This window comes from Pseudomonas zeae (genome assembly GCF_014268485.2).
In the GTDB taxonomy this organism is placed as follows: domain Bacteria; phylum Pseudomonadota; class Gammaproteobacteria; order Pseudomonadales; family Pseudomonadaceae; genus Aquipseudomonas; species Aquipseudomonas neuropathica.
Genome location: NZ_CP077090.1, coordinates 881678 through 895882, shown reverse-complemented (window position 1 = coordinate 895882; position 14205 = coordinate 881678). Strand labels below are relative to the sequence as shown.

Sequence of the window (14205 nt, the reverse complement as noted above, 5' to 3'; positions counted from 1 at the left end):
TTTGGGCTGATTGCACGTAAATGTTGCGAAGAGCCCCTCACCCTAACCCTCTCCCAGAGGGAGAGGGGACTGACCGAGTTGACTAAGCGAGCTACACCGACCTGAAACTTCGAGTCGAACTTCGATTTTGAAAAGCACAGCGATCTGCTCCCCTCCCTACCCCTCTCCCGGGGGGGTAGGGAGGGGTGGCTGTTGGAGATACGCCGACCTGAAAGTCCTGAGTCGAACTCAAGTTTTGAAAAGCATGGAGATCTGCTCCCTTCCCCCTCGCCCCCTTGGGGGCGGTCCGACGTTTCGGGAGGGTTGGGGTGAGGGGGATGGATCTTGCGGCCTGCATAAATCCAATGGCAGAAACGCAAAACGCCAACCCGAAGGTTGGCGTTTTCTTTAGCGCGGTACGACCGGCTTGCGGGTCGGCTTCGGCCCTTTGCCTTTCGCGGCGTCTTTGCGCTCTTTCGCAGCCTGCTGGTTACGGGCAAACGCCGCCGCCTTGGCCTGCTCCCGCTTGTCCCAAGGGTTACCACCATCACTGGCACGCGGCGGCAAGCCAGTGTGCTGGGTGAGAATCTTGGTGGTCTTCTCTTTACCGTCCTTCGCCACTTTATGGCTGCCGGCTGGCGTCGAGTTCTTGCGACGGGCGCTCTGGTAGCTGTCGGTAGCCGGTTGATGGGTAGGGATCAACTGATCCTTGCCCGAACCGATCAGATCAGCGCGGCCCATGCGGATCAGCGCTTCACGCAGCATCGGCCAGCCTTTCGGGTCGTGATAACGCAAGAACGCCTTGTGCAGACGACGCTGCTCTTCGCTCTTGACGATGGTCACGCCGTCGCTCTTGTAGGTGACCTTGCGCAGCGGGTTCTTGCCCGAGTGGTACATCGCGGTGGCGGTGGCCATCGGCGACGGGTAGAACGCCTGCACCTGGTCGGCGCGGAAGCCGTTGCCCTTGAGCCACAGGGCCAGGTTCATCATGTCTTCGTCGGTGGTGCCCGGGTGGGCGGCGATGAAGTACGGAATCAGGTACTGCTCTTTGCCCGCTTCCTTGGTGTACTTCTCGAACATGCGCTTGAACTTGTCATAGCTGCCAATGCCCGGCTTCATCATCTGGTTGAGCGGACCTTCCTCGGTGTGTTCCGGGGCGATCTTCAGGTAACCACCGACGTGGTGGGTCACCAGCTCTTTGACGTACTCCGGTGACTCGACCGCGAGGTCGTAGCGCAAGCCGGAAGCAATCAGAATCTTCTTCACACCCGGCAAAGCACGAGCGCTGCGGTACAGCTGAATCAGCGACGAGTGGTCGGTGTTCAGGTTCGGGCAGATGCCCGGGAACACGCAGGACGGCTTGCGGCACGCGGATTCGATTTCCGGCGTTTTGCAGGCGATGCGGTACATGTTCGCGGTCGGGCCGCCGAGGTCGGAAATGACCCCGGTGAAACCTGGCACCTTGTCGCGGATTTCTTCGATTTCGCGAATGATCGACTCTTCGGAACGGTTCTGGATGATCCGGCCTTCGTGTTCGGTGATCGAGCAGAAGGTGCAGCCACCGAAGCAGCCACGCATGATGTTCACCGAGAAACGGATCATGTCGTAGGCCGGGATCTTCTCCTTGCCGTACGCCGGGTGCGGGACACGGGCGTAAGGCATGCCGAACACGTAGTCCATTTCTTCAGTGGTCATCGGAATCGGCGGCGGGTTGAACCAGACGTCGACTTCACCGTGCTTCTGCACCAGCGCACGGGCGTTGCCCGGGTTGGTTTCGAGGTGCAGCACGCGGTTGGCGTGGGCATACAGAACGGCGTCGCCGCGCACCTTTTCTACCGATGGCAGGCGAATCACGGTCTTGTCACGGGTCATGCGCGGGCTGGCCAGGATCTGTACGACTTTGGCTTCCTGCGGATCGTCGACCGGACCTTTTTCCTGCTCGATGGCGCAGGCCTGGGTGTCCTGAGTGTTCACGTACGGGTTGATGATCTTGTCGACCTTGCCCGGACGGTCGATACGCGTCGAGTCGACTTCGTACCAGTCTTTCGGCGTATCGCGACGGATGAACGCGGTGCCGCGCACGTCGGTGATGTCTTCGATCTTGTGCCCGTAGGACAGGCGCTGGGCGACTTCGACGATCGCGCGCTCGGCGTTGCCGTACAGCAGAATGTCGGCGCTGGCGTCGATCAGGATCGAGTTACGCACGCGATCCTGCCAGTAGTCGTAGTGGGCAATGCGGCGCAGGGACGCTTCGATGCCGCCGAGCACGATCGGCACGTGCTTGTAGGCTTCTTTGCAGCGCTGGCTGTAGACCAGGCTCGCGCGGTCCGGACGCTTGCCGGCCATGCCGCCGGGCGTATAGGCGTCGTCGGAACGGATTTTCTTGTCCGCGGTGTAGCGATTGATCATCGAGTCCATGTTGCCCGCCGCAACCCCGAAGAACAGGTTCGGCTCGCCGAGCTTCATGAAGTCGTCTTTGGACTGCCAGTTCGGCTGGGCAATGATCCCGACACGGAAGCCCTGGGACTCCAGCAGCCGGCCAATGATCGCCATGCCAAACGACGGGTGATCGACGTAGGCATCACCGGTAACAATGATGATGTCGCACGAATCCCAGCCAAGCTGATCCATCTCCTCCCTGCTCATCGGCAGGAATGGCGCTGGCCCGAAACATTCGGCCCAATATTTTGGATAGTCAAATAACGGCTTGGCTGCTTGCATGTCGACGACCGGTGTTGAAGTGAAAATTCGCGGGCGCGGAATATAGCACAAAAAATAACCAATTCCGACGGCAATGGTCGGTTTCTCTTACAACCCGCGTCGAGCCTGCCCGATACCCCGTAACAGGCAAAAAAATCATCGTTCAAACTTAACGTTCATCAGTCCGGTGCCTGCGCCGACTGATGTGGCAACCCTTCAAGGATGAAGCAATGTCACCCAAACAGCCCGCCAAGGGCAGCATCAAAGTCAAGCCCCCCACCAGCCCGGATGCGCCGCAGCAAGGCAATACCGGGCGAGCGCCACGGACGGGGCCTGAACCGTCCCTGCCTGGCCCCTCTGCAACGCGTCCGGGCGGCACTCACGGCACTGCCAGCCCTGAGGTAACAAGACCGTCTCCCGTCGTCATCACGCACACAGCAACCGCCTCGGTGAAAACGGGCGCAACGGGAGCAAAATCGCTGGAGAGTTACCGTATCCCCGCACCTGACCGTTTGCCCCAGGCCAATACCGAGGGCTTGAGGCTGTACAAGGGCCGCGAATACGTCGATGTCGCGCACGGCAGCATCGTGATGGTCGGGGTCGATCCGCAGACCGGCCTCTACCGCGCCCAACTCGCAGCCGAGCGGGTTGCCAGTGGTCCGCTACTGCTGCGCGACGCCGACAGTGGTCTGTGGCATTCGCTCAAGGACGGTGACGCCGTGACCTTGATTGACACTCACCAGCAGACGTTGCGCACGGATCTCGAAATCACACGCGCCAAGGCCGACAGCGACGGGTTATTGCGCCACGAGGGCCGATTGTACCTGTCCCTGCACACCCACGTTTATCAGGTCATGCACGATGTGAGTGCCTCCACGGCGACACAAAAAGCGTGGCGTATCGTCAACCCGAAAGACCCCGTGGCAACCGATATCGCCAATATCTACCGCGCCAGCCGCAGCGGCGAAACGCGGACTGTGCGGCGCGATGAGGGCAATCGCTGGGTTTATCATTTGCCAGAGCTGAAGAGCGGCATCACGGATGCAGAGGCGGCCGGGTTAAGCATCGACACTTTGAGGCTGATGTATCTGCCTTTTCAGAAGGCACACGCAGAGTTGGAGAACTCGACTGCGCTTCATAACGATCTCTGGGCTGATATCAAAAAATTGCCGGAGGGCAGTGCAGAGAAAAACCTGAAACTGCTCAACCTTGAGGTGAATCTGCTCAAGCATGTTCACAAGCAAGCAGATTTCGTGGAGTCACTTCTTCTCAACAAGAACTGGCTGATCCGCGCAAAAGCAAAAGGGCTGTTCAAACAAGAATTGCGCACCTTCCGGATAGAACGTGCGGAGTTTCTGAATCGACTCATGGCGACCATGGACCTGAGGTTCAAGCCTACGAGCGCCAAAGTCGACGCCGACAGTTGCAGGAAGATGATCCCCCACCTGAACAAGAAGCTGAGGTTTATCCAAGAGCGGGAAGTGCTGTTGGCAGAAATCAAAAAAGCCGATCCAGGAGCGGAACCGATACTTGAAAAAATCAGACAGCAAGTGCCGTCGGCCGAGCGTATCGACTTCAACAAACTGACGCTCTATATACACCTGTTTGCGGGCGCGCCCGACCATTCGCCCAACGCCACGATGCCCTCGCTTTCCTCGGTTGATCTGGTCACCAGCGACCTGAACAAGATTCCGCAGCACCACCAGCCGATGGCACTGCTCTTGAGCCTTGATCAGATAAGGTCGGACAAGTCTCGATTTGAAGCGCTACTGACCACTGACATCGACACTGCCAGGGCCGAGTACCTGAGGGAAGCCCTCACCTTGATCGACCCACTCGAACAGCGAATCGAAAACAGACTGAGCGAAATTCTGGAATCGATTGGTCGCGACCGCGAACTGCCAAACATTGACCACGATATCGATTTCGATTTCCTTCCGCCGCAACCAGACACCTCCGAAAATGCACGCCCCGTGCCGCCCAGAAAAATTTTCCGGATCCGTCAACACGGAACTTATCGGGTAATGGTCGGGGACATGGAAACGACCCAGGATGGCAACATCATCGTCAAGGTCCAGGACCCGTTGCGTCCCGATTCGCCATCCCGCTACGAAAAAAGACAAGGTGAATGGCTGCCAGTGCGCCCGCCCATCACCAGTACACCCAGACCACAGCTGGTCGCCGAGGCCAACCGGTTACTGGCCGACGTCGAACAACACGTTGCCAAGGCCAGGGTGGACGAGGCGAGAAAAACCAATCCGACCGATATTGTCGAAGACCTGAGTAAAGAGACTGAACGACTGAACGAGCAGGCAAGGCGCCTGGAAAGCCATGAAGACGCGGACACCGAAATCCTCGACCTGGCTGCGCGCTTGCGAAGCGCTGGCGGGTCACTGGACGCGCATGGCCAAAGTGTTCTGGTGCGCATGTACAAGAACAGGGAGGTGCTCGACATCATGCGCTTGAACTATCTGATGGATGCCGACGAAGTCAGCGTGAGCAAAACCGTTGATCGCAAGCCATCGGGCAAAGGCAAGGGCAAGTCGTTTCTCGACGTTTATTCGATCACTGATCGCGCCGATGACGCACCGTTATGGGAGGCACACTTCCACTATGACCAGCACAACGCCGCGCCACTGAGTTTCACCACAAGAGGCGGCCACCTCAAAACCCTCGAACAGAGCCGACGCGGTATCGAGTCTCAGCGCCGCGATGAACAGGCAGGCTTGCCGCACGTGGCCATCTGGCGCCAGACCTTCGATGGCAAGACCGCGAGCAAGATTTTTGCACTGGCCAGCGAGGCTGGCGTGCCTTCCAGGCCTGAGTAAAGGACTCAGGGCCATACGATCAATCAGGCAATGACGCCGCCCCTGCCATCAGCTCCCGTTCAGGCGAACTGATGCGCAAACCCGCAAGGATAGAAAGACATGCCCGTTAAATCGCCCCCCAGAGGCAACAATTCCGGCAATCCCCCGGTTCGCCAAAACACTGTGCCAGACGTGGACACCCCGCGCCTCGACCTGCCACCGCGCACACATTTAGAGGTCTCGATACCCGGTGGGCAACCACCACGACCGGGCCGCTTACCAACGCCAGCCGATATCGACGCGATCGAGCCGGCTCCGAGCATCACCATTCATCGACCCGTGTTGCCGATTGAAAATCCGCGTGCGGCTAGCCAGTCCCTGGAACATTACTGGGTGCCTGCGGCCAGCGGTTTGTCGGATCGCAACGCTGACGGCTTGAGAACCCACAAAGGCCGCCAGTATGCCGATGTACCCGGCGGCATCGTGCTGGTCGGCAAAGATGCGCAAACAGGACTGTATCGGGCCAGACTGCCCAGCGAATCCAGTCCCTCGGGGCCCGTGTTGCTGCGTGACTCCAGCGCGGGACTCTGGCATGAGCTGGAACACTTCGAGCCGATCGGTGTGCCATTGTCGAGCAGCCGCCTGGAAGCTTTCCGCACGCCACTGGATTTCAGTGACATTCAAAGGGGCAGCGATGGCCTTCACCGGCTCAACGGTAAACTCTATGCGGTGATCGACAACCACAGTTATCAGGTTCTGCACGACACCGACGCCTCGACCCCGTCGACAACGGTGATGCGTATCGTCCGTGCGCAAGATCCGGTGGCCAGCGACAGCACCAATACCTACATCGCTACACGCCCCGGGCGCTCGGAGCCGATCATTTACGATGCTCGCGAAGGCTGGCTGGGAACGGCGGTCGGCGGTGCCGGCGGGATGCTCCGCAACGAGCCAGGCAGCCCCGCGCATCCTGGCCTGCTGCAACGGTTTGCCAGCGCGATCAATCATTTGCGCACGCCAGAGTCCCGCGCTCGAAAGCTCTTCCCGGCCCTCGACAGCGAGGAGATCACCCGGCTTCTGCATTCGCACGGGGATGACGTCCGCGGCTATCTGACCCAACGCGAGGCCAGTTACAGGGCGCTCAAGGCGGATCTCGCTTCCTGGATCAGGAAGACATCCTCGCAGGCCCCCAACGAAGCTGCGCATCCCGCGGTGGAGCGTGCTGTCGAAGAAATAAAACGTTGCTGGAAACGGCAGACGGGAACGACGCTAAAACTTGATTTGGGAGAGGCAATCCTTGCGCCGCTGACGGCTGATTTCAGCCATGTAAGAACTCTGGAGCTGAAAGCGGTCGCCTGGTCGGACACCGCCGATACCTTCCTTGGCAGTTTTCCCAACCTTGAGAAACTGTCGGTGACTCACTCCACCCTGGATAAGCTGCCGCCCGATATCGCGCCGATGACCGTTCTCAAGGCTCTGGAGCTGAGCTCGAACCGAATCCAGCTCAATGAGCAGGCAGCAGTAAAACTGGGCGCACTCAAGCAGCTTGAACACCTCGACCTGTCGAGCAACCCGCTTGGCAGAATCCCGGACTTTCGCGGCATGTCGCAACTTCGGTCATTGAACCTGAGCAACACCGGACTGGATCACTGGCCCAGCGGTTTACGCGATCAGGTGGCACTGGACGTGGTCGACTTGCGCCATAACCAACTGCGCGAAATTCCACAGCCGATCCTTCACCCGTCAAACAATGAACTACTGGCGATTGCCCGTATCAACTCAGTCACCCTGATTGAAGGCAACCCCTTCCCGACCGGTTACTGGCGAACGCTTGAGGTTTATTGGCGCCGCGTAGTGGCCGACTATCCGGCGATGCGCACGGGCTCCCGCGCAGACGCCTTCAGACTGGATGGCGACATTCCCGAAGTGGCGATGGTGCGGCGTATGTATCCAGACAAGAATCCGCAAGCCGCCAGGGAATATTTGCTCGCCCTGGGGGATGGCGCCGAAGAACAGATCGCGCGACGCATTGCCGGCTTCGAGCTACTGGAAACACAACTGCAGGCCTACATCGCCGACAGCCAACCCGGACCGGCCCACGCCGTGGGCCCGGAAAGAGTCAACGCTACCCGCCTGGCAAGAATCATCAGAGGCTGCTGGCTGGGCGATTCGGACGGCGAACTGAAACTGCCAGCGCTGTACGGTCCATTACCCCTGCTGACCGTGGATTTCAGTCACATCAAATCCCTCAGTCTCGACTCGGTAATCTGGTCGGACACCGCCAATACGCTTCTGTCCAATTGCCCCAATCTGGAAAGCCTGACCATCGTTAACTCTGGCATCGATAAACTGCCGCAAAAAATCGCCGAGATGGACAAACTCAACTATCTGGATCTGAGTTCAAACCAGATAAAACTGGATGAACAAAGCGCTTTGGCACTCGGTGCATTGCACCAGTTGAAACAGATCGATCTGTCCAACAATCAACTGCGGGCAGTGCCCGACTTCAGCGCCATGTCCGGGTTGCAGGCATTGAACCTGAAAAACACGGGCCTCAGTCAGTGGCCTGCCGGGCTGCTCGACAAAACCGCTTTAAACCACCTGGACCTGCGCGACAATCGCTTGAGCGAGGTTCCCCAGGCCAATCTCAACCCGACACCCGAGACACTGGCTGTCGTCGCGCGGATCAACAATGTCACGCGCCTTGAAGGCAACGACTTCCCCTCCGCGTACTGGCGAAAATTCGACGGCTACTGGCGACGCCTTAAACAGTCTCACCCCGAGCTGATGGAGCCGGCCCATCCCGCCGTATTCGATAGCGAAGACTCCAGGGCGCAGCGTTATCGAAACCTGTTCCCGAGCAAAACCATCAAGGAGTGCAGGGAGTTCATCTGGAATCATGACAAAGGCACCGTGGCACCACGCTTGCTCGCACTGGAACAAGAATTCGATCTTCTGAAAACCCAGCTCGACGACTGGGTCTTTTCCGGGGGCGGCAACCGCCTGCGTTACGTGCGTGCCAATCAGCTGCAAATCAACGCCACCACCCGTAATGACCGCACTGCAGCGCGGGATCGGATCATCAGTTGCTGGCGCCGCGAGACGGCGCAAAAACATGCTTTCGACGGCACACCGATCGGTCTGGAACTGGACTTGAGCGGCCTGACCTTGCCGACCCTGCCGGATCTGAGCATCGACTTCAGCCATGTGGGTTCACTCAGATTGAGCGGCATGAACCTGACGGAGTCACCGGAAGGCTTCCTCACCCGTTTTCGTCATGTGCGCTGGCTGGACATGTCGAACAATCGCCTCAGGGACTTGCCCCCGGCTGTAGGAGAAATGCACGGGATGACGCGCCTCTTCCTGCAGCACAACCAACTTGAACTCAATGCAGAAACGGCGCGGATACTGGCCGGACGCACAACGCTCAGAGCACTCTGGATCGACAACAATCCCCAGCTCGGTGTGATCCCGGATTTCAGTCTGATCACCGATATGCGCGAGGTCACCTTGGCGAACACCGGCATCACGCAGTGGCCAACCGGGCTGTTTGATCAACCCCTGCTGACCCGGATCGATCTGAGCAACAATCAGATCACCACGATTCCTGACTTTGTCACTGCTCCGTCCCCGGAGCGCCTGGCGCATTCGGTCCAGGTGAACAGTGGCACGTTACTGACGAATAATCCGATTACCGATGAGACGCGGATACAAATGGGCGTCTATCGCAGGCAACTGGACGAAGCCCAAACCGGGCTTCACAACAGATCCAACCTGTTCACAACGTCATTCCCCTTGGCACAACGTCCCAGTGCAAGGGCAGCCGCGGACCCTGCTCCGATCTGGACCACCGGACTACCCGCTGATCAAGCGATCGCCAGAAACACTCAATGGCGCACGTTGCGCGAGCAGCAAGGCTCGGACGGCTTCTTCAACATCCTCGCGAGCCGTGCGCACCATGCCGACTTCCGGCGCCAGGTCTGGGACGTGATCGATGTCATCAGCCAGGACAATCCACAGTCGCGAACCTTGCGTCGAGAACTGTTCGATCGCGCGTGCGAAGCCGGCTGCACTGACCTTGCCGCAGCCACCTTCACCGATCTGCAGGTCCTGGCCATGACTCACAAGGCGCGCATACAGGCCAGGCTGGATATGAACGGCGCCCCCTTGGTGGCGCTGTCCAAAGGATTGTTCCGGCTAAAACAGGTCGACGACATCGCGGCGGCAGAGATCGCTTCAAGCAGGGCAATCATTGACGATCCGGCAACCTCCCGGGAGCTGCGAAACAGCCACAACCTGCGCATACGCGATCCCCATGAAATGACCATGGCCTACCGCTTTGGTCTCAGGGATCGGCTGCAATTGCCGTTTCAGCCACAGACACTCTCGTTTATCGGCATGGCCGGCGTTACCCCGGCAATGCTGGATGCGGCATATCGCAAAGTCTCGACGCTGAATGGTTCGCCTGAAGAGTTTCAGGCATTGGTGTCGATGAATTTCTGGCAGGACTTCATCATTCACAAATACCAGGCGCAATTCGATGCGAGTCGCCAGCCGTTCCAGGATCGCCAGGAAATTCTCGACAGCCAGTCATCACAAAGACTGCTGAGCGAAGCTCAATACAAATCGCAAACCGATGATGTAACGGCGCAATTGGCGATTGTCGAAGCGACATTGATCCAGACGCTGACGCGACAGGAATTGCAGCCTCGAACAACGATCGAGGCGCCTCCTGCCAACGTCACGCCTGCGCAGGAAACTCCGGGATCGAGTGGCGCGACGTTGTAATCGATACAGCGTCGCAGCAGGCCGATGAACTTCGGCCTGCTGTCACTCGTCGTCGTCGAAGTTGTAACTGCCCGGCGCGAGGTTTTCGAAGCGCGTGTATTTGCCGATAAAGGCCAGACGGATAAAACCGATCGGGCCGTTACGCTGCTTGCCGATGATGATTTCGGCGATGCCTTTGTGTTCGGTTTCCGGGTGATAGACCTCGTCGCGGTACACGAACATGATCACGTCGGCGTCCTGCTCGATCGCTCCGGATTCGCGCAAGTCGGAGTTCACCGGGCGCTTGTTGGGACGCTGTTCGAGGGAACGGTTGAGCTGCGACAGCGCCACCACCGGGCAGTTGAATTCCTTGGCCAGCGCTTTCAGGGATCGCGAGATTTCGGAAATTTCGTTGGTGCGGTTGTCACCGCTGGAACCGGGGATCTGCATCAATTGCAGGTAGTCGATCATGATCAGGCCGACGTCACCGTGTTCACGCACCAGACGTCGGGTCCGCGCACGCATTTCCGACGGACTGATGCCGGCAGTGTCATCGATGAACAGCTTGCGGTCGTTGAGCAGGTTGACCGCCGAAGTCAGGCGCGGCCAGTCATCGTCTTCCAGTTGGCCAGAACGCACCTTGGTCTGGTCGATGCGGCCCAGCGAGGAGAGCATACGCATGATCAGCGATTCGCCTGGCATCTCGAGGGAGTACACCAGAACCGCTTTCTCGCTGCGCAACACGGCGTTTTCCACCAGGTTCATTGCGAAGGTGGTTTTACCCATCGACGGACGGCCGGCGACGATGATCAAGTCGGACGGCTGCAGGCCGCTGGTCTTCTCGTCGAGGTCGGTGTACCCGGTGGACAGGCCGGTAATGGCGTTGTCGGTGTTGAACAGAGTGTCGATGCGATCAATGGCCTTGGTCAGCAAGTCATTCACACCTACCGGGCCGCCGGTTTTTGGCCGGGCCTCGGCAATCTGGAAGATCTGGCGTTCGGCTTCGTCGAGAATCTCGGCGGCGGTGCGGCCTTCGGGGTTGAAGGCGCTGTCGGCGATTTCGGTGCTGATGCCGATCAACTGGCGCAATGTCGCTCGCTCACGAACGATCTGCGCATAGGCCTTGATGTTGGCGACGGACGGCGTGTTTTTCGCCAGTTCACCGAGGTAACCGAGGCCACCGACCTGCGAGGTCTGGCCTTCCTTGTCCAGTTGTTCAGACAGGGTCACGACGTCGATCGGCATGTTCTGATCGGCCAGTTTGGCGATCGCACGGAAAATCAGACGGTGGTCATGTCGATAGAAATCGCCGTCGGAGACTTGATCGAGCACGCGTTCCCAGGCGTTGTTGTCCAGCATCAGACCACCGAGTACAGCCTGTTCGGCCTCGATGGAATGCGGCGGCACCTTCAGGGCGGCGGTTTGCAGATCGTATTGCTCGGGAGCGGAGATATCGTTCATGGCCACTTGTGTAATTTGGAAAAACAGGGAATTCAGAAAGACAAAGGGCACGACCTGTAAACAGGATCGTGCCCGATGTTAACCGTCTGACGGACAAGCCGCCAGCCGATCAGGTGTTACTTAAGCTGCTACCACGACAACGCGTACGGTGGCTTCAACTTCGGCGTGCAGGTGCACAGCCACGTCGAATTCACCCACGTTGCGGATGGTGCCGTTCGGCAGACGAACTTCGCTTTTCGCAACTTCAACGCCGGAGGCGGTCAGTGCGTCAGCGATGTCGTGAGTACCGATCGAACCGAACAGCTTGCCTTCGTCGCCAGCGGTGGCAGTGATGGTCACTTCCAGCTCGGCCAGTTGGGCAGCACGGCTTTCAGCCGATGCTTTACGGTCTGCGGCAGCTTTTTCCAGCTCAGCACGACGCTCTTCAAACGCAGCCAGGTTGGCAGCAGTTGCAGCGGTAGCTTTGCCGAAAGGCAGCAGGTAGTTACGGCCGTAACCGGCCTTAACGTTTACTTTGTCGCCCAGGTTGCCCAGGTTGGCGATTTTTTCCAGAAGGATCAGTTGCATGTGGAAATCCTCTTAACTTTTAACCTTCACCGTTCGCGTTATCGGTGTCTTTCGACACGTGACGACCGCGAAAATCAATCAGGCTGTCGACAATGGCCAGGACCACGAGCAACGGATAGATCAGCTGCATGAACAACAGCAGCGTGACGTACAACCCCACCAGCCAGAAACCGGCCAGTCGCTTCTGCCCGACCAGCCCGTGAATCAGGGCAAGTCCGGCGAACACCAGCGGTACACTGCACAACGGCGTCAACATGGCCATCTGTGCACCGAGATTCGGGCCCAGAAGCATCAACGCCAGCAGCAACATCGCCGGCCCCAGCGGGATCCGGATGGCGCGAAACTCGCGACCAAAACCACCCGGGTTGTACAACAACGCCTGCCAATGCCGCCCGACAATCAGGCTCAGCACGCTGACGATCTGCAACAGCGCCGCAATCAGTCCGGTCAGGACCGGTGCAATCAGGGACGCGAAACGCGCTTGCTCATCGACCGACAATTGCTTGTAGGTTTCACCAAGAAGCGCCGGCATGACCTTTATCAAGGCCTGCGCGAGCATCTCGATCTGGGCCGCAAACGCCGCCCCGAGCACCACCGAAAACACCACTCCAATCACTACGCTGACCAGCAGCGTGCGGACCCAGGATTCACTTGCGCGCAAAACCAACGCAAGCCCCGAAGACCCCAGCAGCACCAGAAGTGCCCGTGGGTCATCGGCATACAGCCACCAGATCAACGCCGGCAGCAGCCCCAGAGACAGAACACCCAGGGCGTCCGTCAGTCCGCGCCGCAGCAGCACAAGGCTCCCCGCGGCAGCACCCAACCAATACAACAACGGCAATGTTGCACATCCGGCCACCACGAGAGTGGCCTGCATACGGCCTCGCATGATGAACTCAGCTAAGGCACGCATGCATTCAATCCTTTGCTACTTGTCGACTGCCCGGTCTCAGCGGCCGTGGCTGTCGGTGTAGGCCAGCAGGGCCAGGAAGCGGGCGCGCTTGATAGCGGTGGCCAGCTGACGCTGATAACGAGCTTTGGTACCGGTGATGCGGCTTGGAACGATTTTGCCGGTCTCGGATACGTAGGCTTTCAGAGTGTTGAGATCTTTGTAATCGATCTCTTTCACGTCTTCAGCGGTGAAGCGGCAGAATTTACGACGACGGAAGAAACGTGCCATTTGATAGGCTCCTTAATAAGGTCCGTGGATTACTCGTCAGCGTTATCGCTGTTGTCGCTGTCATCACTATCGGTGCCTTCGGCGCCTTCGTGCTCAGGACGGTCGCGACGCTCACGGCGCTCACTGCGGTTTTCTTCAGCCTTGAGCATCTCGGACTGGCCAGTTACGGCTTCGTCGCGACGGATGACCAGGTTACGGATCACTGCATCGTTGTAGCGGAAGTTGTCTTCCAGCTCGGCCAGGGCCTTGCCAGTGCACTCAACGTTCAGCATCACGTAGTGAGCCTTGTGAACATTGTTGATTGCGTAGGCCAGTTGACGACGGCCCCAATCTTCCAGACGGTGGATTTTGCCGCCGTCTTCTTCGATCAGCTTGGTGTAACGCTCAACCATGCCGCCGACTTGCTCGCTTTGATCCGGGTGGACCAAAAAGATGATTTCGTAATGACGCATGAATGCTCCTTACGGGTTGTAGCCTGCCGCTCAAAAACGGTCAGACAAGGAGTGAATGACACTTATGGACTTGCTGGCGCGGGGCACATACGTGCCTGCCGTCACAGCAAGGGGCGCAATTGTAGAGAAGGGACAGAGGAGGCGCAAGGCAATTGGTGATTATTTGAACAATCACTCAGTTATGCCACACCACAAAACACTGTGGGAGCGAGCTTGCTCGCGAATGCGGTTTGTCAGGCAACATTTACGTCGACTGACACGCCCTCTTCGCGAGCAAGCTCGCTCCCACATT

8 protein-coding genes are annotated in these 14205 nt (G+C 58.6%); 2 read left to right on the top strand and 6 right to left on the bottom strand.

Annotated features, from left to right (window positions below; genetic code table 11):
• Window positions 1–387: 387 nt before the first annotated feature.
• A complete protein-coding gene (locus HU754_RS03850) occupies window positions 388–2700 on the bottom strand; it encodes a YgiQ family radical SAM protein (protein WP_093430185.1) in 2313 nt (770 codons plus the stop codon).
• 209 nt (window positions 2701–2909) lie between these two features.
• On the opposite strand from HU754_RS03850, the gene HU754_RS03845 reads away from it, so the two are divergent.
• Window positions 2910–5507 (top strand): hypothetical protein, encoded by a 2598-nt coding sequence (locus HU754_RS03845; RefSeq protein ID WP_225919958.1) that lies wholly within the window; start codon window positions 2910–2912, stop codon window positions 5505–5507.
• Between the two features lie 99 nt (window positions 5508–5606).
• The gene (locus tag HU754_RS03840; protein ID WP_189661383.1) at window positions 5607–10274 is read left to right on the top strand and encodes an NEL-type E3 ubiquitin ligase domain-containing protein; all 4668 of its coding nucleotides are present in this window, start codon (window positions 5607–5609) and stop codon (window positions 10272–10274) included.
• A 42-nt stretch (window positions 10275–10316) separates the two neighbouring features.
• Here the strand turns inward: HU754_RS03840 and dnaB are convergent, their stop codons facing one another.
• The 5 genes from dnaB to rpsF form a co-directional block, all read right to left on the bottom strand.
• A complete protein-coding gene (gene dnaB, locus HU754_RS03835) occupies window positions 10317–11714 on the bottom strand; it encodes a replicative DNA helicase (RefSeq protein WP_007915846.1) in 1398 nt (465 codons plus the stop codon).
• Window positions 11715–11834: 120 nt separating this feature from the next.
• Complete coding sequence (gene rplI / locus HU754_RS03830) at window positions 11835–12281, bottom strand: 50S ribosomal protein L9 (protein ID WP_003186385.1); 447 nt, start codon at window positions 12279–12281, stop codon at window positions 11835–11837.
• A 19-nt stretch (window positions 12282–12300) separates the two neighbouring features.
• On the bottom strand, window positions 12301–13194 hold the full coding sequence (locus HU754_RS03825; RefSeq protein WP_016983782.1) for a hypothetical protein: 894 nt from the start codon (window positions 13192–13194) through the stop codon (window positions 12301–12303).
• 36 nt (window positions 13195–13230) lie between these two features.
• A complete protein-coding gene (rpsR, locus tag HU754_RS03820; protein ID WP_002551829.1) occupies window positions 13231–13461 on the bottom strand; it encodes a 30S ribosomal protein S18 in 231 nt (76 codons plus the stop codon).
• Window positions 13462–13490: 29 nt separating this feature from the next.
• Window positions 13491–13913 (bottom strand): 30S ribosomal protein S6, encoded by a 423-nt coding sequence (gene rpsF, locus HU754_RS03815; protein WP_016771938.1) that lies wholly within the window; start codon window positions 13911–13913, stop codon window positions 13491–13493.
• Between the last annotated feature and the right edge of the window lie 292 nt (window positions 13914–14205).

Coding starts and splice junctions, on each gene's coding strand:
- HU754_RS03850 (WP_093430185.1), bottom strand. CDS start 2,700: ATGCAAGCAGCCAAGCCGTTATTTGACTATCCAAAATATTGGGCCGAA.
- HU754_RS03845 (WP_225919958.1), top strand. CDS start 2,910: ATGTCACCCAAACAGCCCGCCAAGGGCAGCATCAAAGTCAAGCCCCCC.
- HU754_RS03840 (WP_189661383.1), top strand. CDS start 5,607: ATGCCCGTTAAATCGCCCCCCAGAGGCAACAATTCCGGCAATCCCCCG.
- dnaB (WP_007915846.1), bottom strand. CDS start 11,714: ATGAACGATATCTCCGCTCCCGAGCAATACGATCTGCAAACCGCCGCC.
- rplI (WP_003186385.1), bottom strand. CDS start 12,281: ATGCAACTGATCCTTCTGGAAAAAATCGCCAACCTGGGCAACCTGGGC.
- HU754_RS03825 (WP_016983782.1), bottom strand. CDS start 13,194: ATGCGTGCCTTAGCTGAGTTCATCATGCGAGGCCGTATGCAGGCCACT.
- rpsR (WP_002551829.1), bottom strand. CDS start 13,461: ATGGCACGTTTCTTCCGTCGTCGTAAATTCTGCCGCTTCACCGCTGAA.
- rpsF (WP_016771938.1), bottom strand. CDS start 13,913: ATGCGTCATTACGAAATCATCTTTTTGGTCCACCCGGATCAAAGCGAG.